This is a genomic window from Janibacter sp. YB324, from assembly GCF_014217915.1.
GTDB classification, from domain to species: Bacteria; Actinomycetota; Actinomycetes; order Actinomycetales; family Dermatophilaceae; genus Janibacter; species Janibacter indicus.
In genome coordinates, this window is the sequence record NZ_CP060120.1 from 2,811,273 (window position 1) to 2,837,245 (window position 25,973).

At 70.6% G+C, this 25,973-nt stretch carries 28 protein-coding genes, 2 tRNA genes, 1 other RNA gene and 2 pseudogenes; 11 read left to right on the forward strand and 22 right to left on the reverse strand.

The window, feature by feature from the left end; all coding sequences use genetic code 11:
* Positions 1 to 21: 21 nt before the first annotated feature.
* From H7A72_RS13800 to H7A72_RS13815, 4 genes are all read right to left on the reverse strand, one after another.
* The gene (locus H7A72_RS13800) at positions 22 to 591 is read right to left on the reverse strand and encodes an NADPH-dependent FMN reductase (protein WP_185220882.1); all 570 of its coding nucleotides are present in this window, start codon (positions 589 to 591) and stop codon (positions 22 to 24) included.
* A 67-nt stretch (positions 592 to 658) separates the two neighbouring features.
* A complete protein-coding gene (locus H7A72_RS13805) occupies positions 659 to 1,954 on the reverse strand; it encodes a hypothetical protein (protein WP_185220883.1) in 1,296 nt (431 codons plus the stop codon).
* A gap of 136 nt (positions 1,955 to 2,090) precedes the next feature.
* Positions 2,091 to 2,187, reverse strand: an RNA gene (gene ffs, locus H7A72_RS13810) — signal recognition particle sRNA small type.
* Positions 2,188 to 2,279: 92 nt separating this feature from the next.
* Positions 2,280 to 2,367, reverse strand: a tRNA-Ser gene (locus H7A72_RS13815).
* 84 nt (positions 2,368 to 2,451) lie between these two features.
* Between H7A72_RS13815 and H7A72_RS13820 the strand changes: the two genes are divergently transcribed.
* Positions 2,452 to 2,910, forward strand: coding sequence for a DUF3817 domain-containing protein (locus H7A72_RS13820; RefSeq protein WP_185220884.1), 459 nt, complete (start codon positions 2,452 to 2,454; stop codon positions 2,908 to 2,910).
* Positions 2,911 to 2,935: 25 nt separating this feature from the next.
* Here H7A72_RS13820 and H7A72_RS13825 read toward each other — a convergent pair whose 3' ends face one another.
* From H7A72_RS13825 to H7A72_RS13835, 3 genes are all read right to left on the reverse strand, one after another.
* A complete protein-coding gene (locus tag H7A72_RS13825) occupies positions 2,936 to 4,444 on the reverse strand; it encodes a hypothetical protein (protein ID WP_185220885.1) in 1,509 nt (502 codons plus the stop codon).
* 13 nt (positions 4,445 to 4,457) lie between these two features.
* Positions 4,458 to 4,793, reverse strand: a complete 336-nt coding sequence (locus H7A72_RS13830) for a hypothetical protein (protein ID WP_185220886.1) — start codon at positions 4,791 to 4,793, stop codon at positions 4,458 to 4,460.
* Positions 4,794 to 4,905: 112 nt separating this feature from the next.
* Positions 4,906 to 6,465 (reverse strand): helicase HerA-like domain-containing protein, encoded by a 1,560-nt coding sequence (locus tag H7A72_RS13835; RefSeq protein ID WP_185220887.1) that lies wholly within the window; start codon positions 6,463 to 6,465, stop codon positions 4,906 to 4,908.
* Between the two features lie 51 nt (positions 6,466 to 6,516).
* Here H7A72_RS13835 and H7A72_RS13840 point away from each other — a divergent pair, with 51 nt between their 5' ends.
* The gene (locus H7A72_RS13840; protein WP_185220888.1) at positions 6,517 to 6,816 is read left to right on the forward strand and encodes a type II toxin-antitoxin system VapB family antitoxin; all 300 of its coding nucleotides are present in this window, start codon (positions 6,517 to 6,519) and stop codon (positions 6,814 to 6,816) included.
* A gap of 9 nt (positions 6,817 to 6,825) precedes the next feature.
* Positions 6,826 to 7,326 carry a LytR C-terminal domain-containing protein gene (locus H7A72_RS13845; RefSeq protein WP_072625539.1) on the forward strand — a complete coding sequence of 167 codons (501 nt, stop codon included), beginning with the start codon at positions 6,826 to 6,828 and terminating at the stop codon, positions 7,324 to 7,326.
* A 4-nt stretch (positions 7,327 to 7,330) separates the two neighbouring features.
* Here H7A72_RS13845 and H7A72_RS13850 read toward each other — a convergent pair whose 3' ends face one another.
* From H7A72_RS13850 to H7A72_RS13860, 3 genes are all read right to left on the reverse strand, one after another.
* The gene (locus H7A72_RS13850; protein WP_185220889.1) at positions 7,331 to 7,684 is read right to left on the reverse strand and encodes a hypothetical protein; all 354 of its coding nucleotides are present in this window, start codon (positions 7,682 to 7,684) and stop codon (positions 7,331 to 7,333) included.
* A 97-nt stretch (positions 7,685 to 7,781) separates the two neighbouring features.
* Positions 7,782 to 7,871 (reverse strand) — tRNA-Ser (locus tag H7A72_RS13855).
* Positions 7,872 to 7,934: 63 nt separating this feature from the next.
* Positions 7,935 to 8,381, reverse strand: a complete 447-nt coding sequence (locus H7A72_RS13860; RefSeq protein ID WP_185222410.1) for a nucleoside deaminase — start codon at positions 8,379 to 8,381, stop codon at positions 7,935 to 7,937.
* Positions 8,382 to 8,462: 81 nt separating this feature from the next.
* Here H7A72_RS13860 and upp point away from each other — a divergent pair, with 81 nt between their 5' ends.
* The 3 genes from upp (at position 8,463) to H7A72_RS13875 (ending at position 10,121) form a co-directional block, all read left to right on the forward strand.
* Positions 8,463 to 9,101: a uracil phosphoribosyltransferase gene (upp, locus tag H7A72_RS13865; protein ID WP_185220890.1), complete on the forward strand. Its 639-nt coding sequence runs from the start codon at positions 8,463 to 8,465 to the stop codon at positions 9,099 to 9,101.
* Between the two features lie 91 nt (positions 9,102 to 9,192).
* Positions 9,193 to 9,366 (forward strand): hypothetical protein, encoded by a 174-nt coding sequence (locus H7A72_RS13870; RefSeq protein WP_164513600.1) that lies wholly within the window; start codon positions 9,193 to 9,195, stop codon positions 9,364 to 9,366.
* A 2-nt stretch (positions 9,367 to 9,368) separates the two neighbouring features.
* On the forward strand, positions 9,369 to 10,121 hold the full coding sequence (locus H7A72_RS13875; protein WP_185220891.1) for a PH domain-containing protein: 753 nt from the start codon (positions 9,369 to 9,371) through the stop codon (positions 10,119 to 10,121).
* Between the two features lie 103 nt (positions 10,122 to 10,224).
* Here H7A72_RS13875 and H7A72_RS13880 read toward each other — a convergent pair whose 3' ends face one another.
* The 6 genes and pseudogenes from H7A72_RS13880 to H7A72_RS13900 all read right to left on the reverse strand — a co-directional run bounded on the left by H7A72_RS13880 (position 10,225) and on the right by H7A72_RS13900 (position 14,944).
* Entirely contained in the window at positions 10,225 to 10,794 is a 570-nt protein-coding gene (locus tag H7A72_RS13880; RefSeq protein WP_185220892.1) for a hypothetical protein, read from the reverse strand.
* 197 nt (positions 10,795 to 10,991) lie between these two features.
* Positions 10,992 to 11,234: pseudogene (locus H7A72_RS17230) on the reverse strand (permease prefix domain 1-containing protein); the annotation flags it as partial.
* A complete protein-coding gene (locus H7A72_RS13885; RefSeq protein WP_072625545.1) occupies positions 11,183 to 11,518 on the reverse strand; it encodes a PadR family transcriptional regulator in 336 nt (111 codons plus the stop codon). The pseudogene H7A72_RS17230 and the gene H7A72_RS13885, both read right to left, overlap by 52 nt.
* Before the next feature lie 114 nt (positions 11,519 to 11,632).
* Positions 11,633 to 13,081: a Re/Si-specific NAD(P)(+) transhydrogenase subunit beta gene (gene pntB / locus H7A72_RS13890; RefSeq protein ID WP_185220893.1), complete on the reverse strand. Its 1,449-nt coding sequence runs from the start codon at positions 13,079 to 13,081 to the stop codon at positions 11,633 to 11,635.
* A 3-nt stretch (positions 13,082 to 13,084) separates the two neighbouring features.
* Positions 13,085 to 14,626, reverse strand: coding sequence for a Re/Si-specific NAD(P)(+) transhydrogenase subunit alpha (locus H7A72_RS13895; protein WP_143445629.1), 1,542 nt, complete (start codon positions 14,624 to 14,626; stop codon positions 13,085 to 13,087).
* A 177-nt stretch (positions 14,627 to 14,803) separates the two neighbouring features.
* A complete protein-coding gene (locus H7A72_RS13900; RefSeq protein WP_159451240.1) occupies positions 14,804 to 14,944 on the reverse strand; it encodes a hypothetical protein in 141 nt (46 codons plus the stop codon).
* Positions 14,945 to 14,977: 33 nt separating this feature from the next.
* Between H7A72_RS13900 and H7A72_RS13905 the strand changes: the two genes are divergently transcribed.
* Positions 14,978 to 16,636: an acetolactate synthase gene (locus tag H7A72_RS13905; protein WP_185220894.1), complete on the forward strand. Its 1,659-nt coding sequence runs from the start codon at positions 14,978 to 14,980 to the stop codon at positions 16,634 to 16,636.
* A gap of 18 nt (positions 16,637 to 16,654) precedes the next feature.
* Here the strand turns inward: H7A72_RS13905 and H7A72_RS13910 are convergent, their stop codons facing one another.
* The 5 genes and pseudogenes from H7A72_RS13910 to H7A72_RS13930 all read right to left on the reverse strand — a co-directional run bounded on the left by H7A72_RS13910 (position 16,655) and on the right by H7A72_RS13930 (position 22,016).
* The gene (locus H7A72_RS13910; RefSeq protein ID WP_185220895.1) at positions 16,655 to 18,085 is read right to left on the reverse strand and encodes an aminotransferase class V-fold PLP-dependent enzyme; all 1,431 of its coding nucleotides are present in this window, start codon (positions 18,083 to 18,085) and stop codon (positions 16,655 to 16,657) included.
* Positions 18,082 to 19,421 (reverse strand): annotated as a pseudogene (locus H7A72_RS13915) (MFS transporter). Before H7A72_RS13915 ends, H7A72_RS13910 begins: the two are co-directional and overlap by 4 nt.
* 38 nt (positions 19,422 to 19,459) lie before the next feature.
* Entirely contained in the window at positions 19,460 to 20,080 is a 621-nt protein-coding gene (locus H7A72_RS13920) for a hypothetical protein (RefSeq protein ID WP_084452995.1), read from the reverse strand.
* Positions 20,077 to 21,393 carry a hypothetical protein gene (locus H7A72_RS13925; RefSeq protein ID WP_185220896.1) on the reverse strand — a complete coding sequence of 439 codons (1,317 nt, stop codon included), beginning with the start codon at positions 21,391 to 21,393 and terminating at the stop codon, positions 20,077 to 20,079. The genes H7A72_RS13920 and H7A72_RS13925 overlap by 4 nt, the downstream gene beginning before the upstream one ends.
* Positions 21,390 to 22,016 carry an ATP-binding cassette domain-containing protein gene (locus H7A72_RS13930; protein ID WP_223277920.1) on the reverse strand — a complete coding sequence of 209 codons (627 nt, stop codon included), beginning with the start codon at positions 22,014 to 22,016 and terminating at the stop codon, positions 21,390 to 21,392. The genes H7A72_RS13925 and H7A72_RS13930 overlap by 4 nt, the downstream gene beginning before the upstream one ends.
* A 609-nt stretch (positions 22,017 to 22,625) precedes the next feature.
* Between H7A72_RS13930 and H7A72_RS13935 the strand changes: the two genes are divergently transcribed.
* The 3 genes from H7A72_RS13935 to H7A72_RS13945 are packed head-to-tail and all read left to right on the forward strand — an operon-like array spanning position 22,626 to position 24,639.
* Positions 22,626 to 23,843, forward strand: a complete 1,218-nt coding sequence (locus H7A72_RS13935; protein ID WP_084452999.1) for a pyridoxal phosphate-dependent aminotransferase — start codon at positions 22,626 to 22,628, stop codon at positions 23,841 to 23,843.
* Complete coding sequence (locus H7A72_RS13940; RefSeq protein ID WP_185220897.1) at positions 23,840 to 24,286, forward strand: CrcB family protein; 447 nt, start codon at positions 23,840 to 23,842, stop codon at positions 24,284 to 24,286. Before H7A72_RS13935 ends, H7A72_RS13940 begins: the two co-directional genes overlap by 4 nt.
* Positions 24,283 to 24,639, forward strand: coding sequence for a CrcB family protein (locus H7A72_RS13945; RefSeq protein WP_084453003.1), 357 nt, complete (start codon positions 24,283 to 24,285; stop codon positions 24,637 to 24,639). The genes H7A72_RS13940 and H7A72_RS13945 overlap by 4 nt, the downstream gene beginning before the upstream one ends.
* Positions 24,640 to 24,736: 97 nt before the next feature.
* Here the strand turns inward: H7A72_RS13945 and H7A72_RS13950 are convergent, their stop codons facing one another.
* Positions 24,737 to 25,333 (reverse strand): superoxide dismutase, encoded by a 597-nt coding sequence (locus H7A72_RS13950; protein ID WP_084453005.1) that lies wholly within the window; start codon positions 25,331 to 25,333, stop codon positions 24,737 to 24,739.
* A gap of 100 nt (positions 25,334 to 25,433) precedes the next feature.
* Between H7A72_RS13950 and H7A72_RS13955 the strand changes: the two genes are divergently transcribed.
* Positions 25,434 to 25,931 (forward strand): MarR family winged helix-turn-helix transcriptional regulator, encoded by a 498-nt coding sequence (locus tag H7A72_RS13955; RefSeq protein ID WP_185220898.1) that lies wholly within the window; start codon positions 25,434 to 25,436, stop codon positions 25,929 to 25,931.
* The last annotated feature ends 42 nt before the right edge of the window (positions 25,932 to 25,973 follow it).

The following is a 25,973-nucleotide window of genomic DNA, read 5'->3' on the forward strand; positions in this document are numbered from 1 at the left end:
GGCCGCTGTGGATGCGCGGGATCAGGCGCGAAGGGAGGCGGTCGCCTCGGTGAGCCGCGTCAGCTGACGCAGGACGTTGCCGAGCTCCTTGGCCCGGCGCTCGGCCGGCGCGAAGACGTCGCCGTCCTCGCCCTGCTCGACCTCGAGCATCGTCGAGAAGGAGACCTGGCCGCGGACGACGTGCATCTGGGCGTTGGCGACGATCGTGCGCCAGTGCTCGACGGCCCGGACCCCGCAGTCGGCGCCGTAGGAGACCAGCGCGATGCCCTTGTGGCCCCACTCGGGGTAGAGGACGTCGAAGGCATTCTTCAGGGCCGCCGGCACGCCGTGGTTGTACTCCGGGGTGACGAAGACGAAGCCGTCGAACCCGTCGATCGTCTCGCTCCAGCGACGGGTCTTGGGGTTGTCGTACTGCCGCTTGGCCGCGCCCGGGACGGTCGGCTCGTTGAGCAGGTCGAGGTCGTAGTCGGCGAGGTCGACGAGCTCGTACTCGGCGTCGTCGCGGCCGGCGACCTGGTCCATGACCCAGTCGGCAACCTGTGCGCCGAAGCGGCCCGGGCGGGTGCTTCCGAGGATGATGGCGATCTTCATGTGACTCCTTGGGTCATCGGCACGGCGAAGGCCCGCCATCCCGGAGGATGACGGGCCCACCGTCAGGTCAGCTGCGGCGGCGGTCGTCGCGCACCTCGTCGACCTTATCGCGCACCTTGTCGAAGAAGCCCTTGCCCTGCTCGGGCTGCGGGCGCTCCTCCGGCGCCAGGTGGCCGCGCTCGTGGCTGGTCTCGGCTGGCGGTGCGGCCGGGTCTGCGGGGGGCACGTCGGCACGAGCCGGGTCGGCCGGCGGCACGTCGGCGGGCGGTGCCTGCCCGGTCGAGGACGAAGGGAGGTCCCCTCCCGTCGTCTCCGGGGCCGGCGTGGTGTCCGGGCGGGTCGGGTCGGACGACTCCCAGCCGCGTGCCGCATCGACGTCAGCCGGTGCGGGCGCGGCCGCGGGCGTCGCGCCGGCGGGCTCGTCGAGACGGCCCGGGCGGGCTCCCTGGCCGTACGCGACGGGCTCGTCCACCTGACCCGGACGAGCACCCTGGTCGTGGACCACCGGCTCGGCGCCGGCGTGGCGACCCGCGGGCTCCTCGACGGGCTGGGTGCCACCGGGCGGCAGGGGCTCGTCGACAGCCGCGTGACGACCACCGGTCGGGTCGACCCCCGGCTCGGGGGCAGCGTGGGCTCGGACATCCCCCACCGAGCGCGGGTCACCCGTGACGGGATCGCCCTCCGCGTAGGGGTCCTCGGACTCGATGACGCCGTCGCGGTAGCCGTCGCGGTTGTCGTCGACGAAGCCCTGGTCCCGGCCGCCACGGTCGTCAGCGCGCACCTCGTCGGCACGCACCTCGTCGGACCGCCGGTCATCAGCACGGTCATCGTGAGCACCTGCGGCAGCCGCGGTGGCCCCACCGGCACCGACGGCCGCGCCCCCGGCCCCGGCCCCGGCGCCGGCGCCCCGGCGGTCGCGATCGAGGTCGCGGTCGGCGTCATCGATGCGGTTGCCGTGCTCGTCGGTCAGGACGTCGGGGTCCTTGGCATCGGCCTCACGCAGCTTGGCGTCGTAGGCCTGCTGGTCCTGCTGGGCGACCTCCGCCTGACCGGCGGCGGCCTCCTGCTTCTGCTCGGCCGCGATGCGGCGCTTCTCCGCCTCGGCGGCCTGGCGCTCGGCCTCCGCGGCCTGGCGGTCGGCCTCGGCCTTGGCCGCACGGGCGTCGGCGTCGCTGGCCTGCGCCGCTGCCTGGCTCTCGCGGGTCTGCCGCTCGCGCTCGGCGGCCTCCTGCCGCAGCTGCTCGGCCTCGGCACGCTCGCGCTCGACGCGCTTGGCCTTCGAGCCCCTGGCCAGTGCTGCGATGAGCCCGATGACGAGCAGCACCAGCAGGATCCCGACGATGATCCAGATCCAGGTGTCCATGATCCGCCTCCTTGAGTGGGGGGCGATCGCAGCCGCGACCGCTTGCACCCAACCTAGGGGGATATGCGACGCATGCCACTCGGGAGCGATCGCACATCTGCGATCTCCCGCGGCATTCCGGGGTCGTGAGCGCACAAAAAAGGACACCCCGCGCACCTGGAAGAGCTCGCCTACCCTTGCTGCATTCCTGCCCTGGGGGAGTTCGGTGAGGTACCACCACGCGGGGTGCCGATCGCCGAGTCTACGTGGCCCTGGCCCCGGACCAAAGTCGGGGTGGCGCCGTGACAGCGCAGAAGCCCCGGTCGTGAGGACCGGGGCTTCGCTCTGGCGGAGGATAGGGGATTCGAACCCCTGAGAGCTTTCACTCAACGCGCTTTCCAAGCGCGCGCACTAGGCCACTATGCGAATCCTCCGCGGGAGAGATTACCCGAGCGATCGGCTACCTCGAAATCGGGCGGATTTCACCCCTTCGACACCCGTCGGCGACGATGGTGGGCATGTCGCTGCCCTCTCCCCGCCGCCTCTACACGACCGTCGCGACCGCCGAGGCGGTGACGTGGACCCTGCTGCTCATCGGCATGTTCCTCAAGTACGTCACCGAGACCACGGAGCTCGGCGTGCGCATCGGCGGCATGCTCCACGGCATCGTCTTCATCGCCTACGTGCTCGTGACCGTCATCGTCTGGGTCGACCAGCGGTGGAGCACCAAGCACGGCCTCGTCGCGCTCGCGAGCGCCATCCCACCGCTCGTCACGCTGTGGACCGAGCGGTGGCTCCAGCGCGAGGGCCAGCTCGGCGACTCCTGGCGACTGCGGACGAAGGGGGCCGCGTCCGGCCCCGTCGAGGGTCTGGTCTCCGGCGCGCTGCGCCGCCCCGGCCTCGCGGCGCTCGGCCTCGTCGTGGCCGTCGCGGTGCTCACCGCGATCGCGCTGGCTGTCGGCCCGCCGGTGGGCTGACGCACCCGCCGAATCACCCCGGGACCTACTGCGTGGGGTTCACCGTGACCTCGCCGATGGGCGCGGGCTCCTTGCCCGTCCCCTGATAGGCCAGCGCGACCTCGCGCTGGGTGTCGATGGGATTGTCCGCCAGGAGCCGGAGCATCTCCTCGTCGGTGCGGGCGCCCACGACCAGCCCGGGGGTCTCGAAACCCTGGGTGGACAGCCAGGCGTCCTCGTCGGAGTCGATCCGCTCCAAGAACTCGTCCACCGTCCAGTCCTGCCGCTCCTCGAAAGCATCCCCTCGGGATCCCGGGTGGTCGTTGAGCTCCTGGGTGTAATGGGCAGCTGCCTGCTCCCTCAGTGCCCTGAGGTCGTCCGGCGAATAGGTGATGACGACGTTCTGCCGCTCTGCGTAGCTGACGTCGGAGCCATGCGCAGTCCGCATGTAGGACGCCGCCTCGCCGGGGTCGACGCCACTTTGGCGCAGGTGGACGACCTCTGACCCGGGAACGACGTTGCCCCCGTTGTCGAGGGTGAGCTCGCCGCCCCTCGAGTTGTTTCCGTCCGAGGACGTCCACGCGACGGTCTGGGTGCCATCGGCGTGCGTGGTCGTGAGACCGCCGTAGGACGAGTCGACCACATCTCCACCAAGGGACCTGTCACCTGCTGCCCAGGTGAATCCCACGTTCTTGGACCCTTGGAAGGTCTCGACCTTTGCCACGTCGACCACTCCGGCGTCGTTCGCGGAGGGCGCCTTGCCTCCGAAGACGAACTGGTCGTAGGCAGCCTGACCTTCCTTCGTGGACAGGTCGAAGGTCACCTCGGTCGCCTCCCCGTGGCTGACGCCCGAGCCCGCGTTGACTCGCACGCTCGCCTTGTCACCCCCCAGGCCCAGCGAGCTGGCTGCCTTGTCGAACTCGTCGTTGCCGACACGCACGGTGACCTCGTCACCAGGGCCGCGGGCGATCTCGACGTAGTGCTCGGTCCCGGACTTCGACCCCATGTCGGCGACGATGGCCGAGTAGCTTCCCCCCAGGTCATAGCCCTTGTACCAGGCACTGCTCAGCCGGAGGGATGTCCCTTCGGGCAGGCTCTCCGGATCGAGAGGGTGCGCGAAGCTCATGTCGGTTCCCTTGGGAGCGGTCGCCGAGTACGAGTTCTCGGTGCCGACGAACGCCTTGGCATCCACGCCGACCTTGCCCAGACGAACCTTGCCGCCGGCGCTCAGCTCGGCCGTACCGGTCAGCGTCGCGCGCTCGAGGCTCTGGCCCTTGTCGTTGACGCCCGCGTCCGCGTGCGTCACCCACGCGCTCAGGGTGAGCTTGACGACCTTGCCCCGAGACTCCGACTCGGAGTACGACCCCTTGGGCAGGTCGGCCTTCTTCACCCTGTCGCCGGCAAGGGCCTTGACGGGATCGAGGAGGTCCCAGTCAGAACCGCCGCGCCCCGAGGCGGGGCGACGGCCAGGGTCCAACGCCGCCAGCAGAGGCGACCCCGCGGCGCGGTCGTGATCATCCGCGCCCCGCCCCATGAAGTCGGCGAAGGAGCGCATCGCCTGGAGAGGGTCAGACGCTGGCGCACCGGCGCCACCTGCCCGCGCCCCGGCGGCGGCTCCCCCGGGAGCGGATGCACCGCCCGATGCGCCCACCTGCTGGTCCGCCTGCTCGCGCAGCGCGCCGGCCCGGGTCACGAGGGAGGCCCCGGTGCGGGCGATCGCCGGGCGCAGCTGGTCGGTGGGCCAGCAGGTGCTCCATGTCGGGGCCGCTCCACGCCTCCCGCAGAGTCCCCGAGACCACGCCGAGAGTCTCCCCGATCTGGCCCACCTGCTCGCCCTGGACGCGCAGCTGCCCGCTGATCTCGTCCAACCGCGCGGCATCCGCCCCGTGGGTGACGCCCGTCATGGCACTGCTCCTCACCCTCGCCGTTGTGTGTTGCAGGCAATCCTGTCAAGGGCCCGTGCCGCGGTCGATGGGGATCACTCCCCCGGTCGGTGACCGAGGGCGCCGGCCGGCCTCAGCGGCGACGCCGGCTGGTGCCGAAGAGCGAGCGCGTGATCTCGCGGCCGATGACCGTGCCCGCGGAGCGCAGTGCCGACTTGAAGGCGGAGCTGCCGACAACCTGCTCGACCACGCCCGGCTCCTCCTTGGGCTGCTTGGGAGCCTTCGGCGCCTTGGCCTGCGGAGGGGCAGCGCCCTCCCCCTTCGGCTCGTCCTCCGCAGGAGCGGCCTGGAGCTTGGCCGAGAGTTTTTCGTAGGCGGACTCGCGGTCGAGCGCCTCGGAGTACCTCGGGGCGAGGGGCGAGGCAGTGGTGGTCTGCTCGAGCAGCTCCGGCGCCGAGGGCGCCATGAGCGACTGGGGCGCGCGCATCATCGTGTGCGCAACGGGGGTCGGTGTGCCCTTGTCACCGAGGACGGTCACGACGGCCTCGCCCGTGCCGAGCTGGGTGAGCAGCTCCTCGAGGTCGTAGTCGGTGTGCGGGTAGGTCGTGACCGCCGCCTTGATCGCCTTGGCGTCCTCGGGGGTGAAGGCCCGCAGCTGGTGCTGCACCCGGTTGCCGAGCTGGGCGAGCACGTCGGCCGGCACGTCCTTGGGGCTCTGCGTCACGAAGAAGACGCCCACTCCCTTCGAGCGGATGAGCCGGACCGTCTGCTCGATGGCGTCCTGGAAGGGCTTGCTCGCCTCGTCGAAGAGCAGGTGCGCCTCGTCGAAGAAGAAGACGAGCTTCGGCTTGTCGACGTCACCGACCTCGGGCAGGTCCTGGAAGAGGTCGGCGAGCAGCCACATGAGGAAGGTCGAGAAGAGCTGGGGACGCTGCTGCACGGCGGGCAGCTCCAGGCAGCTCACGACTCCCCGGCCGTCGTCGGCGACCCGCAGCAGGTCAGCCGTGTCGAACTCCGGCTCGCCGAAGAAGACGTCGGCGCCCTGGTCCTCGAAGGCGATGAGCTGACGTAGGATCACGCCGGCCGTCGCGCTCGAGAGGCCACCGAGGGCCTTGAGCTCGGCCTTGCCCTCGTCGGAGACCAGGTGCTGGATCACCGCGCGCAGGTCCTTGAGATCGAGCAACGCCAGACCCTGCTTGTCGGCGAAGTGGAAGATCAGGCCCAGGCTCGACTCCTGGGTCGCGTTGAGGCCCAGGACCTTGCTCAGCAGGGTCGGACCGAAGCTCGTGATCGTCGTGCGGATCGGGACCCCCGTGCCCTGACCACCGAGGGTGAGGAACTCGGTCGGGTAGCCCGTGGCCTGCCAGTCCTGACCGACGGAGGCACTGCGCGAGGTGAGCTTTTCGCCCCCTTCGCCCGGGGTGGCGATGCCCGAGAGGTCACCCTTGATGTCCGCGAGGAAGACCGGCACGCCTGCAGCGGAGAGCTGCTCGGCCATGACCTGCAGGCTCTTGGTCTTGCCGGTGCCGGTGGCACCGGCGACCAGGCCGTGCTTGGTCAGGCTCGCCAGCGGCACCCGCACGGGGGCATCGGCATGGGGCTGGCCGTCGACGACGGTGGCGCCGAGCTCGACCGCCGGCGTCTCGAAGGCGTAGCCGGCGCGGATGGAGTCCAGGAGTGAAGAGTCGGTCACAAGCCGGAGCCTAGTGCGGTCACCGTCGGCGGCCCCTCTTATCGTGTCCGGGTGATCTTCCAGTCCGTCGGTGACACCCGCCCCTACCCCGCCCACGGGCGCTCGGCTCCTCGCGACTGGGCCGACGTCCCGCACCGCGCGGTGCGCCTCGAGCAGCTGACGACGACCAAGAGCGCGCTCAACCTGCACGACCTGCTCGCCGATGACTCCACCTTCTACGGCGACCTCTTCCCCCACGTCGTCCTCTGGCGCGAACGCCACTACCTCGAGGACGGCCTGCACCGCGCCCTGCGTGCCGCGCTGCAGCAGCGCTCCACCCTGCACGCCCGGGTGCTCGAGCTCGACGACTGAGGACCGACCGTGAGCGACGGGGAGTACTACGGGGCCGGCAGCGGGGCCAGAGCCCGCCGGCAGCGGGCGATCATCACCGTCGTCGTCGTGCTCCTGCTGCTCTTCTTCTCCTTCTGGTACGCGATGTCCTACATCCGTGCCGCCGAGTCCGGCAGCGCCTCGGGCACCACGACGGACAACCGCCCGGCATGCACGACCTCGCCCCAGCAGGTCGAGGTCAACGTCTACAACGCGACCGACCGCGACGGTCTGGCCGCCCGGGTCGCCACCCAGCTCAAGGCCCGCGGCTTCACCGTCAAGACGATCGCCAACGACCCGAAGAAGCGCACGATCACCGGCCGCGGCGAGCTGCGCTACGGCAGCAACAGCATGGCCGACGCCCAGCTCGTGCTGCGGCACACCGGCGACTTCCAGCGGATCAAGGACACCCGCCAGCGACGCACCGTCGACGTCGTCGTCGGACCGCAGTTCCGCCAGCTCGTCGACGAGAGCCGCGTCGCCGCCTGCTGACCGGTCAGGGGCGGGTCGTCGTCAGCTCGACCTTGTCGTCACCGACGACGTCGCAGGTGATCGTCGTGTCGACGACCTGGAAGCTGCTGCCCTGCGTGCACGTGTTCTCGACCCCACCGGCCTGGATGAGGGCCTCGCCGCCCTGCGTCGCCGAGACGAGGCGGATGCGGTCGCGGGACCTCAGTCCGTCGTCCGTGTCGTAGGGCCGCGGGAAGTCGTAGAACTCATCGCCCTGGATCTTGATCGTGCAGGTGTTGTCGGTGTCGCACTTGGAGCTCCAGCGGTCGCAGGCACCGAGTGGGACCGCGAGCGCGGTGAGAGCGGCGGCGGACACGAGGGCACGGACGGGACGACGCATGGGCCCCAGACAACCAGATCGCCCCGGGCGCGTCAGGTCAGGTCGGGCGGACTCGACGAAGGCCCCACCCGGGAGCCGGGTGGGGCCTTCGATCAGCTGGCGGTGGCGGTGGGATTTGAACCCACGGTCGGCGTCAACCGACAAACGCTTTCGAGGCGTTCTCCTTAGGCCGCTCGGACACGCCACCGCGGAGCACAATACAAGGTCGAGGCGGCCGGTCCCCAATCGGGCGAAGGGAGAGTGCCGTCACCTATCGTGGCGAGCCGTCGCGGCGGCCTTCGAAAAAGCCCAGGAGCAGGCGCGCGGCCTCCCCTTCGCGCACCCCGCCGACGACCTCGGCCCGGTGGGCCGACCGGCGATCGCGCACGACGTCCCACACCGACCCGCAGGCGCCCATCTTGGGGTCCCACGCCCCGAGGACCACGCGCGGGACGCGGCTGGCGACGACGGCACCGGCGCACATCGGGCACGGCTCGAGGGTGACGACGAGCGTGCACCCCGTGAGGCGCCACTCCCCCTTCGCCTCCGCCGCGGCGCGCATCGCCACGACCTCCGCGTGGCCGGTCGGGTCGCCATCGCGCTCACGGGTGTTGCGCCCTTCGCCGATGATCACGCCGGCCGCGTCGACGACGAGCGCACCCACGGGGATGTCGCCGTCCGCGGCGGCCTCACGGGCCAGCTCGAGGGCCCGGTCCATCCACGCCTCCTCGACGGGGCGCTGCGGACGGGTGGGGTCGGGACTCACGGGGACAGTCTCCCGCACGGTAGTTTCGGCACCATGCGCGTCATCGTCGCGGACCATCCGCTCATCGCCCACAAGCTGACCTACCTGCGGCACAAGGGCACCGACAGCCCGACCTTCCGTCGGCTCGCCGACGAGCTCGTCACCCTGCTCGCCTACGAGGCGACGCGTGAGGTGCGCACCGAGCCCTTCGACATCGAGACCCCGGTGAGCGCGACGACGGGCATCAAGCTGTCGACGCCCAAGCCGCTCGTCGTGCCGATCCTGCGCGCCGGTCTGGGCATGCTCGAGGGCATGGTCCGGCTGCTGCCGACCGCCGAGGTTGGTTTCCTCGGCATGCTGCGCAACGAGGAGACACTCGAGGCGGTCACCTACGCCAACCGCCTGCCCGACGACCTGTCGGGCCGCCAGTGCTACGTCATCGACCCGATGCTCGCCACCGGCGGCACCCTGGCGATGTCGATCCAGTACCTCGTCGACCGCGGCGCCGACGACATCACGGCCGTCACGCTGCTCGCCGCCCCCGAGGGCATCGAGGCGGTCGAGCGCGAGCTGGCCGACCTCGACGTGCCGGTGACCCTGGTGACCGGGGCGATCGACGAGCGGCTCAACGAGCAGGGCTACATCGTCCCCGGTCTCGGTGACGCCGGCGACCGGCTCTACGGCGTGGTCTGACCCGTCACACCCGTCACATCTGCAACACTGGGCAGGATTCGCGCCCGCCCGGGCGTCCATCTGCCTGCCTGACGACGGAAGAGAACGAGTCATGAACACGCCGCCGATCAAGAAGATCGTCCTCTGGCTGCTCACGATCTTCCTGCTCTACGCCATCCTCACGTCGCCGACCGAGGCCGCCAACATCGTCGGCTCCGCCTGGGACGTCATCGCCAACGGCGTGACCAACATCGGCCGCTTCTTCGACTCGCTCATCGCGAGGTAGCGATGGCAGCGGAGGTCGCCCGCGTGGCCCACCGGGGGCTGCGCAAGTACCTCCTCCCGGGCGAGACCCCGGTGGCGGAGATCCGGCACCACCGGATCGTGCTCCTCAAGCCCTTCGCGATCGTCGTCGGCGTGCTCGCGCTCGTCGTCTGGCTGGACCTGTCGGTGAGCGACGCCAATGCCGGCATCCTCGGCTACGTCTGGTGGGCCTGGTTCGCCGTCGTCGGCTGGGCCGCGTGGAAGTGGATCGAGTGGCGCCACACCCGCGTCGTCGCCACCGACAAGCGGATCGTGCTCTTCGAGGGGTGGATCAACCACAAGGTCTCGATGATGCCGCTGAAGAAGGTCACCGACATGGGCTACGAGCGCTCGCTGCTCGGACGACTGCTCGGCTACGGCACCTTCGTCCTCGAGAGCGCCGGCCAGGACCAGGCTCTGTCGAGCATCGAGTTCGTCCCCGACCCCGACGACAACTACCGGGCGATCTGCTCGGTGGTCTTCGGCATGGGCCCCCTCGACGACGATGACGAAGGGGGGTCCGCGGACGACGAGCCGGCCTGGGAGACGTCCGAGGACTTCACCACGCGCCTCGGCGTCGTCGACGGCGTCTACGTCGGCGGCCCGCCGACCGACGGCTACGAGGACCCGCCGGTCGTCTCGCACGGCGCGTCGATCTACCGCAGCCGCGACCTGCTGCGCCGCGACCGCGACGCCGACACCGGCGAGCTGCCGCCCTACGACCCCGACGCCTACTGACGCCCCTCCCCCTTCGCATTGCCGTAAGGCAATGCAGTCAGGAGCGCGCATTGCCGTAGGGCAATGCAGGCAGGAGCGCGCATTGCCGTAGGGCAATGCAGGGTCAGGCGGGGTCGGAGTCGCGCAGGCGGCGCAGTGCGGTGACGGCCTCCCAGCCGCAGATGACGGCGATGCCGACGGCCACGGCGGCCATCGACAGGCTCCAGTCCCGGCTCCACCCGAAGGTCTCGTGGAACTGCGCCGGCAGGTCGGTCAGCAGCCGGTCGGTGAGCAGCAGCCAGACGAGCACGACACCCGAGACGACGGCGCTCACCAGGCTGACGACCGCCAGCGGGGCGGACCAGCCGCCGCGCGCCCACGCCGCCACGGTGACGAGGACGTCGACGGCGAGGAAGCCGATGATGATCGCCTGCCAGCCCAGGGCCAGCGCCGGGTCGAGGACCTGGACCGCGTGCGGCCCGACTCCTCCCCACTGCCACAGGCACAGGCCGATGACGACGAGGGTCGAGACGACCTCGAAGAGCATCTCCGCCAGGCTGGCCCGTCGGGCACGGTCGGCCGGGTCGGCGAGCTCGTCCGGGTTCCACTCGCCGACAAGGCCCCGCTGATCACCCGGGCTGCCGTAGCGTTCGGCGACCGCGAAGACGAGCGTGGTCCAGAAGACGACGTGCACCGCCACCTGGAAGGCGAGCAGAGCCCCCTCCCCACGATCGTGCCGAAGCCGGCATCGGTGCCCATGGCATGCGCGATGACGGTGCCGACGACGGCGAGCGGCACGAGGATGGCCAGCAGCAGCCGGACCAACCGCACCCACGCGGGGAAGAACGCCGGACCGATGAGGTGGTTGGGCCGTCCGCCGTACTCACGGGCGAGGACGTCGGGGTCGCCGAGGCCGACGATGGTCGCGCGCTCGGCGGCGGCCGGCTCCTCACCGGCGGCGATCCTCCCTTCGACCGTCTCCTCGATCGTGCCGCGCAGCTCACGGGCGATGTCGGGCCCGGTCTCCTGCGGGAGCTGGCGGGTCACGGTCCACACATAACGATCGGTGAGGCTGGTGCCACTCATGACTGGTCTCCGTCCAGTGCGGCGATCGCGGTGTCGAGGGATCGCCATTCGGTCAACAGGTGGGCGCGCAGGGCGGCGCCGGCCGGGCTTGTGCGGTAGAACTTCCGCGGCCTGGCCTCGTCGGTGTTCCACTCGCTCGTCAGCAGCCCCTGCTTCTCCAGGCGCCGCAGGAGCGGGTAGAGCGTGTTGCCGTCCACCGCGAAGCCAGCGGCGTCGAGCGTCTCGAGCAGCGCGTAGCCGTAGCGCGGCTCCTCGAGCGTGGCGAGGGCGGCGAGCACGACGGTCCCCCGCCTCAGCTCCTGCACGTGCCCCGCGAGCAGTTCTTCGTCCATGCGTCACACCATAGTGTGTGTCACACACTATTGTCCATGACACATCTCGCAGACGACGAAGGGCGGCGCCCACCCGATCCGGTGAGCGCCGCCCTTCGCTGCGGTCAGGCTGCCTCAGAGGGCCTTGAGGATCTCGCCGACCTTGTCCTTGGCGTCGCCGAAGAGCATCTGCGTGTTGTCCCGGAAGAACAGCGGGTTCTGCACGCCGGCGTAGCCGGTGGCCATGGAGCGCTTGAAGACGATGACGTCCTTGGCGTTCCACACCTCGAGGACGGGCATGCCCGCGATCGGGCTGCTCGGGTCCTCCGCCGCGGCCGGGTTGACCGTGTCGTTGGCGCCGATGACGAGGACGACGTCGGTCTCGGGGAAGTCGTCGTTGATCTCGTCCATCTCGAGCACGACGTCGTAGGGCACCTTGGCCTCGGCCAGCAGCACGTTCATGTGACCGGGCAGGCGACCGGCGACGGGGTGGATGCCGAAGCGGACGTCCACTCCCTTCGCCCGCAGCTGGGCCGTGAGATCGGCGACGGGGTACTGCGCCTGCGCCACGGCCATGCCGTAGCCCGGGGCGATGACCACCGAGGAGGCCTCGGAGAGCAGCTCGGCGACCTGCTCGGCCTGGATCTCACGGTGCTCGCCGTAGTCCTTGTCCTCGCCCGTCACCTGACCGTCGGAGCCGAAGCCGCCGGCGATGACGGAGATGAAGGAGCGGTTCATCGCCTTGCACATGATGTAGGACAGGAAGGCACCCGAGGAGCCGACGAGCGCACCGGTGACGATGAGCAGGTCGTTGGAGAGCATGAAGCCCGCCGCGGCCGCCGCCCAGCCCGAGTAGCTGTTGAGCATCGAGACGACGACCGGCATGTCACCGCCGCCGATCGAGGCGACGAGGTGCCAGCCGAAGAGCAGCGCGATGACCGTCATGATGCCCAGCGGCACGATCGACGGGGAGACCACGAACCAGACGCACAGCCCGATCGAGACGAGCACGGCGAGCAGGTTGAGCCAGTGACGCGCCGGCAGCACGAGCGGCGAGGACTTCATCTTCGCGCTGAGCTTGAGGTAGGCGACGATCGAGCCGGTGAAGGTCACGGCACCGATGAAGACACCGATGAAGACCTCGCCGTTGTGGATCCCGACCATGTCGATGGACTCGAGGCGCTGGTGCTCGGCGACGGCCTCGGGGCTGTCACCGTGCGAGGCGAGGAAGGTGTTGTAGCCGACGAGCACGGCGGCCAGACCGACGAAGGAGTGCATCATCGCGATGAGCTCGGGCATGCCGGTCATCTCGACGCGGCGGGCGATGCGCACACCGATGAGGCCACCCAGGGCCATGGTGACGACGAGGACGCCCAGGCCCCACTTGCCGGCATCGGTGGCCTCGCCCTCGCCGTAGACCCCGTCGATGACGAGGGCGATCGTGGCGAGCAGGGCGATGGTCATGCCGGCCATGCCGAACCAGTTGCCGTGCTTGGCCGACTCGTGCTTGCTCAGGCCGGCGAGGGAGAGGATGAACAGGAGCGCCGCGACGATGTAGGCGGCGGTGACGACGGTGGACAGCACGACTCAGCCCTTCCGGAACATGTTGAGCATCCGGTTGGTCACGGTGAACCCACCGAAGACGTTGATGCTGGCGAAGAAGATGGCAGCTGCGGCGATGACCTGGATCGCGATGTCGGGCGAGGTCACCTGCAGCAGGGCGCCGACGACGATGATCCCGGAGATCGCATTGGTCACCGACATCAGCGGCGTGTGCAGCGCGTGGTGGACGCTGCCGATGACGTAGAAGCCGATGACGACCGCCAGCGCGAAGACGATGAAGTGCGACAGGAAGGCCGCGGGCATGAAGGCGGCCGCGACGAGGAAGAGGAGCGCGGCGCCACCGATGTACCAGAACTTGCGGTTGGGGTCGTGCGGCTTCTCCGGCTTCTTGTCAGCCTCAGCCTCGGCGACCTTCGATGCGGCCGGCGTGGACTGCGCGGCCGAGACCTGCACGGGCGGCGGCGGCCACAGGGTCTCCTCACCCTGGGTGACCGTCATGCCGCGCACGACCGTGTCCTCCATGTCGAGGACCGGCTGCCCGTCCTTGTCCGGCGTGACGAGCTTGAGCAGGTTGACGATGTTGGTGCCGTAGAGCTGGCTGGCCTGCGTGGGCAGACGACCGGCCAGGTCGGTGTAGCCGATGATCCGCACGCCGTTGTCGGTGACGACCCGCTCGTCGGCGACCGACCCGGCGACGTTGCCGCCGGAGCCGGCGGCCATGTCGACGATGACCGACCCCGGCTTCATCGAGGCGACCATCTCCTCGGTGATCAGCCGCGGCGCCGGGCGCCCCGGGATGAGGGCCGTGGTGATGATGATGTCGACGTCCTTGGCCTGCTCGGCGTAGAGCTCGGCGGCCTTGCGGTTGAAGTCCTCACCGGTCTCCTTTGCATAGCCGTCGCTCGACACCTCCTGCTCGACATCGATCTGGAGGAACTCCGCGCCCATCGACTCGACCTGCTCGGCCACCTCGGGCCGCACGTCGAAGGCGCGCACGATCGCGCCGAGCGAGCCGGCCGCGCCGATCGCGGCCAGACCGGCCACGCCGGCGCCGCAGACGAGCACCTTGGCCGGCGGCACCTTGCCCGCGGCCGTCACCTGACCGGTGAAGAGACCGCCGAACTCGTGCGCCGACTCGACGACCGCGCGGTAGCCGGCGATGTTGGCCATCGACGACAGGACATCGAGCGACTGGGCCCGCGAGATGCGCGGCACCGCGTCCATCGCCAGGGCGGTCACGCCCTGCGCGCGCAGCGCCTCGACCTTGTCGGGGTTGAGCGCCGGAGCCAGCAGCGAGGCGAGGATCGCCCCGGAGCGCAGCCGCGGAACCTCCTCGTCGGTGGGGGCGTTGACCTTGGCGACGATGTCGCTGGCCCACACCTGCTCCGCACTCTCGAGGCTCGCTCCGGCGTCGACGTAGGCCTGGTCCGGGTAGGCGGACGCCTCACCGGCCCCGGCCTCGACGACGACGTCGTATCCGAGCTTGATCAGCTGCTCCACGGTCTTCGGGGTCGCCGCGACGCGGGTTTCGCCGCGCTTCGACTCCTTGGGCACGCCAAGTCGCATCGTCACTCCTGTGATGAGGGGTGTGGTGGATGTGGTCGCTGGGCAACCTAGGGCACCGGAGAGCGCACCCGCAGACTTTGTGACGGGGACGATGGTCACACCGCCACTGGGTGAGACGCAGCGCCGCGACCGCGGGCGAAGGGAGTAGTGCCCGACGAGCCTTCGGCTCGCCTCCGCTCAGGCGGGCTCGTCGCTCCCTGACGGGTCGGTCTCGTCGCCGCCAGTGGCTTCGGGCTCGAGGTCGAGGCCCTCCTCGGCGAGCGCCGCCTCGCGAGCGGCCTCCTCGTCCTCCCACACCGTGTGCGATGGCTCGGTCATGGGCCGAGCCTAGCGACCATACCCATGAGTAACATGGAACGCGTGGATCACGACGAGGTGAGTGGCGGAGTCCGAGCGGTCGCGGCAGCGGCGGCACACGGGGTGGAGACGATGTTCACCCTGTCGGGAGCGCACGTCTTCCCCCTCTACGACGGCGCGGTCTCGGCCAACCCGCCGATGCGTCTGCTCGACGTGCGCCACGAGCAGACCGCGGTCTTCGCCGCGGAGGCCACCGGCAAGCTCACCCGCACCCCGGGCCTCGCGGTGCTCACCGCCGGCCCCGGCGTCACCAACGGCATCAGCGCGATCACCCAGGCGCACTTCTCCGGGTCGCCGCTCGTCGTGCTCGGGGGGCGCGCAGCGACCTACTCGTGGGGCCGGGGGGCGCTGCAGGAGCTCGACCACCCGAGCCTCCTCGGCCCGGTGACCAAGCGGGCCGCGACGATCGGCTCCGTCGACAAGATCGCCGACGAGGTCGACGACGCCTTCCGTCTCGCGGCCGCACCGCACCGCGGCCCGGTCCTGCTCGACGTCCCGATGGACGAGCTCTACGGCGACGCCGAGGGCAGGCCGGTCACCGCGGGCGAGACCCTCCCTTCGCCTCCCGACGCCGGGGACGTCGACACGATCGCCCGACTGCTCGCGGCCGCCGACCGACCTCTCGTCGTCCTCGGCACCGACGTGTGGAGCGACCGGGCCGAGACCGCGGCGCTGCGCTTCGTCACCGACCTCGGGCTGCCGACGATCACCAACGGCCTGGGACGGGGCATCGTCCCCGGCGGGCACGAGCTGCTCGTCGCCCGAGCCCGCCGCACGGCCGTCGGCGAGTGCGACCTCGCGCTCGTCGTCGGCGCCCCCCTCGACTTCCGGCTGGGCTACGGGGCCTTCGGCGGTCACGGCGGCGCCCCCGACGCCCGGGTCGTGCACGTCGCGGACTCCCCCGGGCAGATCAGCGCCCATGCCGACCCTGCGACGAGCGCAGCCGGCGACCTCACCGCCTTCTTCGACCTCGTCCAGACGGTGGTCGAGCAGCACGGTCACGCCGACTGGTCGGCGTGGAGCGGCCGCCTCGCCGAGGAGTCGGCGGCCCGGGCCGCCGCCGACCACGAGCTGCTCACCAGCGCCGTCTCCCCCGCGCACCCGGCGCGCATCTACGGCGAGCTGCTCCCGCGATTGGCCGACGACGCCGTCGTCATCGGCGACGGCGGTGACTTCGTCTCGTGGGCCGGGCGCTTCGTCGAGCCGGCGCGGCCGGGCTCGTGGCTCGACCCGGGGCCCTTCGGCTGCCTGGGCGCGGGCCTCGGTGCGGCGATCGCGGCCCGGATCGCCCGCCCTTCGTCGCAGGTCGTGCTGCTCCTCGGCGACGGTGCCTCCGGCATGTCGCTCATGGACGTCGACACCCTCGTGCGCCACGACCTGCCGGTCGTCATGGTCATGGGCAACAACGGCGCGTGGGGTCTGGAGAAGCAGCCGATGCAGATGCTCTACGGCTACGACGTCGCCGCCGACCTGGCCCCGCAGACCCGCTACGACGAGGTGGTGCGGGCCCTCGGCGGCGCCGGCGAGATGGTCACCGACCCCCGGCAGATCGGGCCGGCCCTCGACCGGGCCTTCGCCTCCGGCGTCCCCTACCTCGTCAACGTCGTCACCGACCCGCAGATCCCCTATCCGCGGTCGACCACCGGTATGTGAGCCGAAGGGGAGGTCCACTCAGCGGGTGAGCCGGTCCAGCACGGCCGCGAGCAGTGCCTCGCGCAGCGCCCGCGGCACGGCGTCGAGCAGCGCGTTGACCTCGGCCATGCGGTCGGGCACCTGCAGCGTGCCGCCACCGCCCCCGAGGCCCGCGATGGCGAGCAGACCGTCGAGGGTCGCCTCGTCGAGACCTGCGGGGTCGATCTGCCGGGCGGCCGCGACGAGGTCGGGGTTGACCTCGACCGGGCCGGACTCCCTTGCCGCAGAGACGGCCTCGGTCAGGGCGGCGACGGGCTCGTCGGTGTGGGCAGCGGTCGCCGCGCAGAGGGTGAGGTGCAGTGTCGCGGCGTGGTCGGCGAAGGCCATCTGGGGCTGCACGAGCCACCCGCGGGAGCTCATCTCGTCGGCGATCGTGAAGACGTCGCAGCCCGCGGTGGCCTCGAGGGCGAGCAGGGTCGAGTCGGGGGCGACGACGACCTGCACCCCCTCGATCGCCTCCACCGCCGCCGCGACGTCGAGGGTCGCCTGCCGGGCCACCGCCGCGAGCTCGCGGTAGCGGTCGAGCCCGATGGCGTGCACGACCGCCCAGGCCGCCGCGAGCGGGCCGCCGGACTTCGTCGACTGGAGGGTCGTGTTGAGCATCGTGTAGCCCGGCCACGCGGCTGAGGCGTAGACGTGCCCGCGCCGCAGACCGGGGTCGCGGTGCAGCAGGAGCGAGACCCCCTTGGGCGTGTAGGCGTACTCGTGCAGGTCGACGGAGATGCTCGTGACGCCCTCGACGGCGAAGGTCCACGGCGGCACGTCGTCGAGGAAGGGCAACACCCACCCGCCGATGCATGCGTCGACGTGGCAGCGGACGCCCCGCTCACGGGCGATCGCGGCGATCTCGGCGACGGGGTCGACGACGCCGTGGGCGTAGGAGGGCGCCGACGCGACGAGCAGCACCGTGTCGTCGGTGACGGCGGCCGCCATCGCCGCCGGGTCGGCGCGGAAGGTCACCGGGTCGACCGGCACGCTCACGACGTCGACGCCGAGGAGGTGCCCGGCCTTGTGCACCGCGGCATGGACGGTGCTCGGCGCGACGACCTGGGGTCGCTCGACGTGCGGCGAGCCGTTGCGCGCGGCGAGCACCGCAAGGACGAGCGACTCCGTACCGCCCGAGGTCGCGACGCCGACCGTGGACGGCGGCCCGTGGAGGAGCCCGGCCGCGAGCGCGACGAGCTCGGACTCCAGCCGGGCCAGCGACGGGAAGGCCGTCGGGTCGAGCCCGTTGGTCGAGGCAAAGGCCGCGAGTGCCTCGCGCCCGATGGCATCGGCCTCCGCGAGGCCGGAGTCGTAGACATAGCTGAGCGTGCGGCCGCCGTGTGTCGGCAGGTCCTGTGCGCGAAGGGAGTCCAGCGCCGCCCGGATGTCGTCGGCCGGTGTGGGGTGGGTCGGGTCGAGCATCATCGGGCGACCTCTCCGGCAGCGACAACGGCTGCCTCGTCGATGCGATAGCCCCGCAGGAGGAGCAGGGAGCCGAGCACGAGCAGCGCGGGCAGGACGGTGAAGCCGAGGGTCATCGCCGTCAGAGCCGAGTCCGGTTGTGCCGCAGTCCCGTCCGTCGACGAGACATATCCGCCGAGCATGAGGACGAGACCGTAGACACCCGGGCCGAGGGCGAGGCCGAGCGTCTCGGCAGCAGTCCACACTCCGGTGTAGACGCCCACCGGCTCTCGCCGCTGCGGTCGGCGTCGACCGCGGCGGCATCGGGCAGCATCGCCATGGGGAACATCTGCGCACCGGCGTAGCCGACCCCGACGAGGGCCAGAGCGAGGGCGACGGTGACGAGACCGAGGTCGTGGGTGACCCACACGAGGAGTGCTCCCGCCGCGAGGCAGAGCGAGGCGACGACGAAGGCGGGCCGCTTGCCGGTACGGCGACCGATGCGCTCCCACAGCGGGGTGACGACGAGCGCGGGGCCCACGAAGGCGACGAAGAGGATCGTGGCGGCGCCGGGGTCGCCGAGCACCCACCGTGCCATGTAGTCGACACCGGCGAGCATGACACCGGTCGCGAGCGCCTGGACGGCGAAGGTGAGCAGCAGGGCCCGGAAGTCCGGGGCGCCCGCCACGACCCGCAGCTGGTGGGCCAGGGAGCCGCCGGCGGCGACGTGCTCGACGGGGGGAACCCCCTTCGTCCCCCACCAGGCTCCGAGTGCGCCGACGACGATGAGGAGAGCGACGAAGACGCCGACGGCCCGGTAGCCCCACTCTGGACCGAGGGCGTCGCGCAGGGCTGGGGACAGGCCGCCCGCGACGAGGATCGTCAGCGCGAGGACCGCGACCCGCCACGTCATCAGGCGGGTGCGTTCGCCGTAGTCACGGGTCAGCTCGGCAGGCATGGAGACGTAGGGGACCTGGAAGAAGGCGTAGGCACTGGCGCACGCGAGGAAGAGCACGGCGACCCACGCGGCAGCCAGGGTCGAAGGGGAGGTCGGCCCGGCGAAGAGCAGCGCGAAGAGGACGGCGAGCGTCAGGCCGGCCCGGACGAGGAAGGGGCGGCGCCGACCATCGGGGTGCGTGCTGCGGTCGGAGACCCGGCCGGCGATCGGGTTGAGCAGGACATCCCAGGCCTTGGGCAGCAGGACGATGAGTCCGGCGAGGCCGGCGGCCACGCCGAGCCGGTCGGTGAGGTAGGGCAGCAGGAGCAGGCCGGGGACCGTGCCGAAGGCGCCCGTCGCCACCGACCCGAGGCCGCAGCCGCGCCGCACGCGCCCCGGCAGCACCGCCGTGTCCTGCACCATGACGGAAGGCTACTCACGGGTCGCCTCTGGGCGGTCGGTCACGCAGAGCGAACCTCCCGGCGCGCGATGCCCTCCCCCCAGTACGCGAAGGCGACCCCCGCACCTGCCAGACAGGCCACTGCCAACGCCCACAGCGGGCCCGTCGCCATCTCGTTGAAGACGACGTTCTTGTCCCAGGGGATCAGGTGGGCCCGGCTGGAAATGAGCATGAGCCCCACGGGCAGTACCGCCGCGGCGCGGCGTCCGAGCGTCACAGCGCCAGCAGCTGCGAGCGCCCAGAGCAAGAGCCCTACCCCGACGAAATGCGCCAGGTCCACCCCTGCCCGCACGAGCACCAGTCCGGTAACAGCGGCCGCGACAGCGCACAGTCCGCTGAGCGCCATGAACCGCCCGACGCGTTGTCGGGCAGCCCCTCGTGCCGACACAGACGAGAGCCACGGCGCCTCATCCCCCAGCGGCCAGGCCATGTGCGCGACGCTCACCGCGAGCACAGCCGTACCGAACATCTCCAAGGGCCTGGTCATCCCGAGGTCACCCGGCGCGATCTGCGGCAGAGTGGCCCACGACAACGTCGGCACCAACCCCCAGACCACGGGAAGCAGCACGAGCCAAGCTGAGCTGATGCCCTGCACCCGCGCCGCCGTCTTGCGCGCAGTCACCTGACGTCCGCGGCTGTGAGGGAGCAGCTCCGGATCTTGTCTGCCCTGACCGAGAACCATCGGTTTCGCTCGGCCCTCGACATCGCCGACAACCGCTCTGCAACGGCCACACGGTCCACTCTGCTGCTGTCCGTGGGGACGATGGCGCCCTCGCCTGCCAGCACCGGCCCACCGGGATAGACCTGCTCATCCTCCGGCAGGTCGTGCGCCCGCCACCACCAGGTCAGCAGGGCAAGAGTGGCTGACGGGTCTCCCGTCGACGTCGCGCACGGCGGCTCGAAGGAGTCAGCACCCAGCATGGCGATCACCTGCTGACGGTCCACGACCTTGTCACTGCCGACAGAGACCATCGCGCCGCGCCCGGGAGGCGGCATGCTGCCGATCACGTAGTCCGGCCGCATCGACTCGGGCATGTCCGCGAGCGCATCGTCCGTGAACGTGGTCAGGTCGTCGAGTGCAGCCAGCTGCGATCTGGGCACACACACCGTCGAGGCCGCGCTTCGGCAGACCGGCTCCTCGGCGCCGGGCGGGAAGACCAGAGGCAGCCCTCCGAACATCGTTACGGCAACCGACGCGCTGACCACCCACGCCATCCACGAACTCTTGGCATGCCGCGTCATCAGGAACAGCAGCCAGACGGCGACGGCGGCGTAGGTCACCGACTGCGCGAGCAGCACCCATGTCGTCGAGCGAGCCGCGATGGGAACGGCGTTGTGGACAAAGAGTGCCGCCAGCGGCGACTCCCTGCTGATGAAGGCGCTGCACACGGCCAGTCCGTACGGCAGAGCCGCGCCGAGAGGCAGTGCAGCCGCCGTCGGGAGGATCGAACCCACCCACCCACCGAAGGACGCCGCGAGAACAGAGAAGGCGATGATCAGCACGAGGGTGAACGCAGTCGCGGGCAGGCTCCCCGCCCAGTCGACGGGGGCTGCTCGCGAACTCAAGATCAGCATGGCCGCGAAGGTGATCACGTGCCCCACCGCCCCTGCCAGGGCCACCCAGAGGACCGACCACACCGCGGCCGAGTTCAGCTGCCGTGGCGAGGCGATCAACCACTCCTGCGCACCGCTCCTCCGGGGTGCGCCCACGAGCCACGCTGCGGCACCAGCGAGGAGCGAAGGCGGCAGCGTCACGGTCATGGCCGCCCAAGCATTGGTCGTTGAGGGCATCCAACCCAACCACTGCTCACGCGTGGTGAGGGCGAGCGCGAGGTCCACGACAACTACGAAGGCGGTCAGCGCTGCCCACGTGCGGGCCGGGCGACGGACCAACGGCGGGCACGGATCGAGCAGTGCGGCACGTGCGATGGTCATCCCGCCAGCCCGAGCCTGAGTGCCCTGCTCGCCGTCTCCAGGTCTGTTCCCGCGGGCACGAGCTCAGACATGGGGATCGGCGCCTGCACGACTCCACCCCGGATGAAGAGGACGTGGTCGGCGACGGCGAGGACGTCCTCGACGAGATGGGTCGCGACGACGACTCTGCTCGCAGGGAGCGATCTGAGCACTCCGTGCAGCTGATCGCGCTGGGTGGGATCGAGCCCCGTGGTTGGTTCGTCGAGGAGGAGCAGGTCCGGGGCACCCACGATCGCTGCTGCGAGCGCGACTCGTCGGCGCTGACCGCCACTGAGCGCGCCGACCCGAGAGTCATTTTGCTCCACGAGGTCCACCTGCTCGATGGCCACGCTCGACGCGGTGCGACGCTCCCTTCGCGCCACCTGCTTGTGCCAGGCCGCGTAGTCGACCAACTCGCGCACCGTGACGTTGCGCGGCAATCCGGCTTCCTGGGGAAGCCATCCGGTGACTCGGTGGTGCTGCCTTCGGGCTGCCCCAGATGCGTGAGCGTCCTGACCTCCGCGCAGGAGGAACCCACGGGACGGAGGCTGGACCCCCGCGAGCACTCGGATCAGGCTGCTCTTGCCCTCACCGTTGTTGCCCATGAAGGCCGTGATCCCCAAAGGGAGCGACAGCGTCGTCGGTTGGACGACCTGCTTGCCCCGATACGCGACCTCCACGTCCCTCAACGAGACATGGAGGTCGGGCGAACGTGTCGTCAAAACCTGGAGCTCCAAGCTCCGCAGGCGTCAGGCACGTTGTTTCGGACTCGGCAGATCTTGGCCCGGACACCCTGGAACTCATGACACGGCCAGTTCATCCACGTGGTGATGATGCGCCCGTTGTTCCCGACGTTCGTCAGTGACGTGACATTGCTCGTGTAGCGACCGGTCCCCACGTCCTCGCAGTTGTTCCTGGCCACCTGACCCGAGTGGTACACCATGTCGCCTCGTGTGCTCCTGATGACACCGTTGGTCGACGCTCCGTTGGAGTACGCCTGTTTGCGCGTCTGCCAACCAGCGCCGTCATCCGACGACGTACCCACTGAAAAGGCTGCCGTCGGCATCAGGGCAAGGCCCAAAGCCAGCGCCCCCCTTTTGAGAATCTCTTGAACATGTCCTCCCCTTCCCCGGGCTGATGATGGTGGGGTTGAAGGTAGAGCCAAGCATGGACCTCGTCAACAGCAAGTCGAGGTTGCTGAAAGACTGCGCCTCATGCGCCAGATCCGCCAGAGCCGCAAGCTGAAGGACGTCCGCTACGACGTGCGGGGACCGATCCTCGTCGAGGCCCAGCGCCTCGAGGCCGAGGGCCACAAGATCCTCAAGCTCAACATCGGCAACACCGCCCCCTTCGGCTTCGAGGCACCCGAGGCGATCGTCGCCGACATGACCCGCCACCTGCCCGACGCGCAGGGCTACGTCGACAGCAAGGGCATCTACTCGGCGCGCACCGCGGTCGCGCAGTACTACCAGTCCCGCGGGCTCAAGGAGACGACCGTCGAGGACGTCTACATCGGCAACGGCGTCTCCGAGCTGATCTCGATGGTGCTGCAGGCCTTCGTCGACGACGGCAACGAGATCCTCGTGCCCGCCCCCGACTACCCGCTGTGGACCGGAGCGGTCTCGCTCGCCGGCGGCACACCCGTGCACTACCGGTGCGACGAGGACAACGGGTGGAACCCCGACCTCGCGGACATCGAGTCGAAGATCACCGAGCACACCCAGGCGCTCGTCATCATCAACCCCAACAACCCAACCGGCGCGGTCTACTCGCCCGAGATCGTCCGCGGCCTCGTCGACATCGCCCGTCGCCACGACCTCGTCGTCATGGCCGACGAGATCTACGAAAAGATCGTCTTCGACGACGCGGTCCACCACCACGCGGCCGAGTACGCGGGCGACGACGTGCTCTGCCTGACCTTCTCCGGCCTGTCCAAGGCCTACCGCGTCTGCGGCTACCGCGCCGGCTGGGTGATGATCTCCGGACCCAAGCACGAGGCGGCCGACTTCCTCGAGGGCCTGACGCTCCTGTCCAACATGCGCATGTGCGCCAACGTCCCCGCGCAGCACGCGATCCAGACCGCACTCGGCGGATACCAGTCGATCAACGAGCTCATCGTCCCCGGCGGCCGCTACCACGACCAGATCAAGCTCGCCTCGCGCCTGCTCAACGAGATCCCCGGCGTCAGCTGCGTCGAGCCACGCGGCGCCCTCTACTGCTTCCCCCGGCTCGACCCCGAGGTCTACCCAATCGAGGACGACGAGGCCTTCGTCATCGATCTGCTGCGCGCCAAGAAGATCCTCGTCACCCACGGCACCGGCTTCAACTGGCCCGACACCGACCACTTCCGGCTCGTGACGCTGCCCGACGAGGACGTGCTCACCGAGGCGATCGGCCGGATCGCGGAGTACCTCGAGTCGATCCGGGCATGAGCCAGGGCGTCGTCCCGGGGCACGACGCAGGAGCCTCGAAGGGAGGCCCCCTCGCCGCCGTCGCCGCTGGCGGCGCCGTCGGCTCGCTCTGCCGGTGGGGCGTGGGCCTCGCGGCCGGCGGGTCGCACTGGGCGACGCTCCTGGTCAACGTCACCGGCGCCTTCGCGATGGGGGTGCTCGTCGCGTGGCTGGCGCGCGGCACCGCCCACCCGCTGGCGCGCCCCTTCCTCTCGGTCGGGCTGCTCGGCGGGTGGACGACCTACTCGAGCTTCGCGCTCGACACGCATGCCCTGGCCGGCGACGGTCTCGGGGGGCTGCTCGGCTACCTCGTCCTGACGATCGGGCTCGGCGTCGGCGCTGCCGTCGCGGGGCTGGTCGTCGGCGACCGGATCTGGGGCAGTGACGCTCTCGCCGACGAGGCCGTCGCCGAGGAGGAGCTGTGACCGCGCTGCTCGTCGCCGTCGGCGCCGCTCTGGGCGCGCTGTGCCGGCACCTCGTCGTCGAGCGGCTGCGCGGCGCGGGCGCCACGACCGCCGGGGCGGTCCTCGTCGTCAACGCCACCGGGTCGCTCGTCCTGGGCCTGGCCGCCGGGCACGCATCGGGTGCCGCCCCGGGGTGGCTGCTGCCGCTCGTCGGCATCGGCTTCTGCGGCGCCTACACGACCTTCGCCACCCACGCGGTCGAGGTGGCGAGCGCCCTGCGGACCGGCCGGACCCGCCATGCCTTGGCCGATCTCGCGCTCAACCTCGCCCTCGGCCTCGCGCTCGTCTCGCTCGGCTGGGCCGTCACCGCGTGAGGTGAGGGGCCTCCCCTTCGCACGACCTTGAGGACATGCGGCTGGACACGGCTGTGCCCGGGCCCCTGGACGGGACCCGGGCACGGTGCCGAAGTGGTCAGGCCTTGGTGGCCTTCTCGAGGCGCGCGGAGACGTCGTTCCAGTTGACGATGTCCCAGAGCTTCTCGATGTAGTCCGGCTTCACGTTCTTGTACTGCAGGTAGTAGGCGTGCTCCCAGGCGTCGAAGGCCAGGAGCGGCGTCATGCCCGCAGCGACGTTGCCGTGGTGGTCGTAGACCTGCGTGACGAGCAGCCGCTGACCGATCGGCTCCCACGCGAGGACGCCCCAGCCGGAGCCCTGCGTCGTCTGCGTCGCGGCGGTCAGCTGCGCGCGGAACTTGTCGAAGGAGCCGAAGTGCTCGTCGATCGCGGTGCCGAGGGCGCCGTCGGGCTTGTCGCCACCGTCCGGGGAGAGGTTCTCCCAGAAGATCGAGTGCAGGACGTGACCGGAGACGTTGAAGGCCAGCGTCTTCTCGAGGCCGACGATGCCGGAGAGGTCACCCTTGTCGCGAGCCTCGGCGATCTTCTCGGTGGTGTCGTTGGCGCCCTTGACGTAGGTCGCGTGGTGCTTGTCGTGGTGCAGCTCGAGGATCTCGCCGCTCATGGCGGGCTCGAGGGCACCGTAGTCGTAGGGAAGATCGGGAAGGGTGTACATGAGGCCTCCGATGCGTGCGGATGTGCTTGCCCTGCCTACCCTTCCACGTCGTCTGGAACGAGTCCATGAAAGGGCACCCTCACCCGTAGGATCGGGCTCCATGACCGACCGCGACCCCATCGCCGCCGCCCATGACCAGTGGGTGGCTCACGGGTGGACCGACGCCGCGGATGGCATGGCGTTGATGACCTCGGTGGTCCGCGCGCAGCAGCTGGTCCACGAGCGGGTCGAGTCGGTGCTGCGGCCCCACGACCTGACCTTCGCGCGCTTCGAGATCCTGCGGTTGCTCGCCTTCAGCCGGCGGCGGGAAATGCCGATGAGTCGACTCGGCTCGCTGCTGCAGGTGCACGCGACGAGCGTGACGAGCGCGGTCGCCCGGCTCGAGAAGCAGGGCCTCGTCGAGCGCCGCCAGAGCCCCGACGACGGTCGCGTCGTCCTCGCCTCCCTGACGACGAAGGGGGCCGACGTCGTCGAGTCCGCGACGACGGACCTCAACGCCCAGGTCTTCTCCTCTCCCGGCCTGGCGGAGGCGGAGGTGCGGCAGGCGACGGCGCTGTTGTCCTCCCTTCGCGCCGCGCACGGGGACACCGTCGGCTGACCCACGCTGGTGGAGGTGCGACGAAGGAGCCTCGACACCCGG

Bases quoted from the DNA above. Each gene is read 5' to 3' on its own strand.
- H7A72_RS13800 (WP_185220882.1), bottom strand. From the start codon at position 591: ATGAAGATCGCCATCATCCTCGGAAGCACCCGCCCGGGCCGCTTCGGC.
- H7A72_RS13930 (WP_223277920.1), bottom strand. From the start codon at position 22,016: ATGGGCAACAACGGTGAGGGCAAGAGCAGCCTGATCCGAGTGCTCGCG.
- H7A72_RS13900 (WP_159451240.1), bottom strand. From the start codon at position 14,944: ATGACCGAGCCATCGCACACGGTGTGGGAGGACGAGGAGGCCGCTCGC.
- H7A72_RS13830 (WP_185220886.1), bottom strand. From the start codon at position 4,793: ATGACGGGCGTCACCCACGGGGCGGATGCCGCGCGGTTGGACGAGATC.
- H7A72_RS13820 (WP_185220884.1), top strand. From the start codon at position 2,452: ATGTCGCTGCCCTCTCCCCGCCGCCTCTACACGACCGTCGCGACCGCC.
- H7A72_RS13905 (WP_185220894.1), top strand. From the start codon at position 14,978: ATGGAACGCGTGGATCACGACGAGGTGAGTGGCGGAGTCCGAGCGGTC.
- H7A72_RS13875 (WP_185220891.1), top strand. From the start codon at position 9,369: ATGGCAGCGGAGGTCGCCCGCGTGGCCCACCGGGGGCTGCGCAAGTAC.
- H7A72_RS13885 (WP_072625545.1), bottom strand. From the start codon at position 11,518: ATGGACGAAGAACTGCTCGCGGGGCACGTGCAGGAGCTGAGGCGGGGG.
- H7A72_RS13805 (WP_185220883.1), bottom strand. From the start codon at position 1,954: ATGGACACCTGGATCTGGATCATCGTCGGGATCCTGCTGGTGCTGCTC.
- H7A72_RS13940 (WP_185220897.1), top strand. From the start codon at position 23,840: ATGAGCCAGGGCGTCGTCCCGGGGCACGACGCAGGAGCCTCGAAGGGA.
- H7A72_RS13825 (WP_185220885.1), bottom strand. From the start codon at position 4,444: ATGCGCTCCTTCGCCGACTTCATGGGGCGGGGCGCGGATGATCACGAC.
- H7A72_RS13950 (WP_084453005.1), bottom strand. From the start codon at position 25,333: ATGTACACCCTTCCCGATCTTCCCTACGACTACGGTGCCCTCGAGCCC.
- H7A72_RS13870 (WP_164513600.1), top strand. From the start codon at position 9,193: ATGAACACGCCGCCGATCAAGAAGATCGTCCTCTGGCTGCTCACGATC.
- upp (WP_185220890.1), top strand. From the start codon at position 8,463: ATGCGCGTCATCGTCGCGGACCATCCGCTCATCGCCCACAAGCTGACC.
- H7A72_RS13860 (WP_185222410.1), bottom strand. From the start codon at position 8,381: ATGGACCGGGCCCTCGAGCTGGCCCGTGAGGCCGCCGCGGACGGCGAC.
- H7A72_RS13895 (WP_143445629.1), bottom strand. From the start codon at position 14,626: ATGCGACTTGGCGTGCCCAAGGAGTCGAAGCGCGGCGAAACCCGCGTC.
- H7A72_RS13955 (WP_185220898.1), top strand. From the start codon at position 25,434: ATGACCGACCGCGACCCCATCGCCGCCGCCCATGACCAGTGGGTGGCT.
- H7A72_RS13850 (WP_185220889.1), bottom strand. From the start codon at position 7,684: ATGCGTCGTCCCGTCCGTGCCCTCGTGTCCGCCGCCGCTCTCACCGCG.
- H7A72_RS13935 (WP_084452999.1), top strand. From the start codon at position 22,626: ATGCGCCAGATCCGCCAGAGCCGCAAGCTGAAGGACGTCCGCTACGAC.
- H7A72_RS13910 (WP_185220895.1), bottom strand. From the start codon at position 18,085: ATGATGCTCGACCCGACCCACCCCACACCGGCCGACGACATCCGGGCG.
- H7A72_RS13925 (WP_185220896.1), bottom strand. From the start codon at position 21,393: ATGACCATCGCACGTGCCGCACTGCTCGATCCGTGCCCGCCGTTGGTC.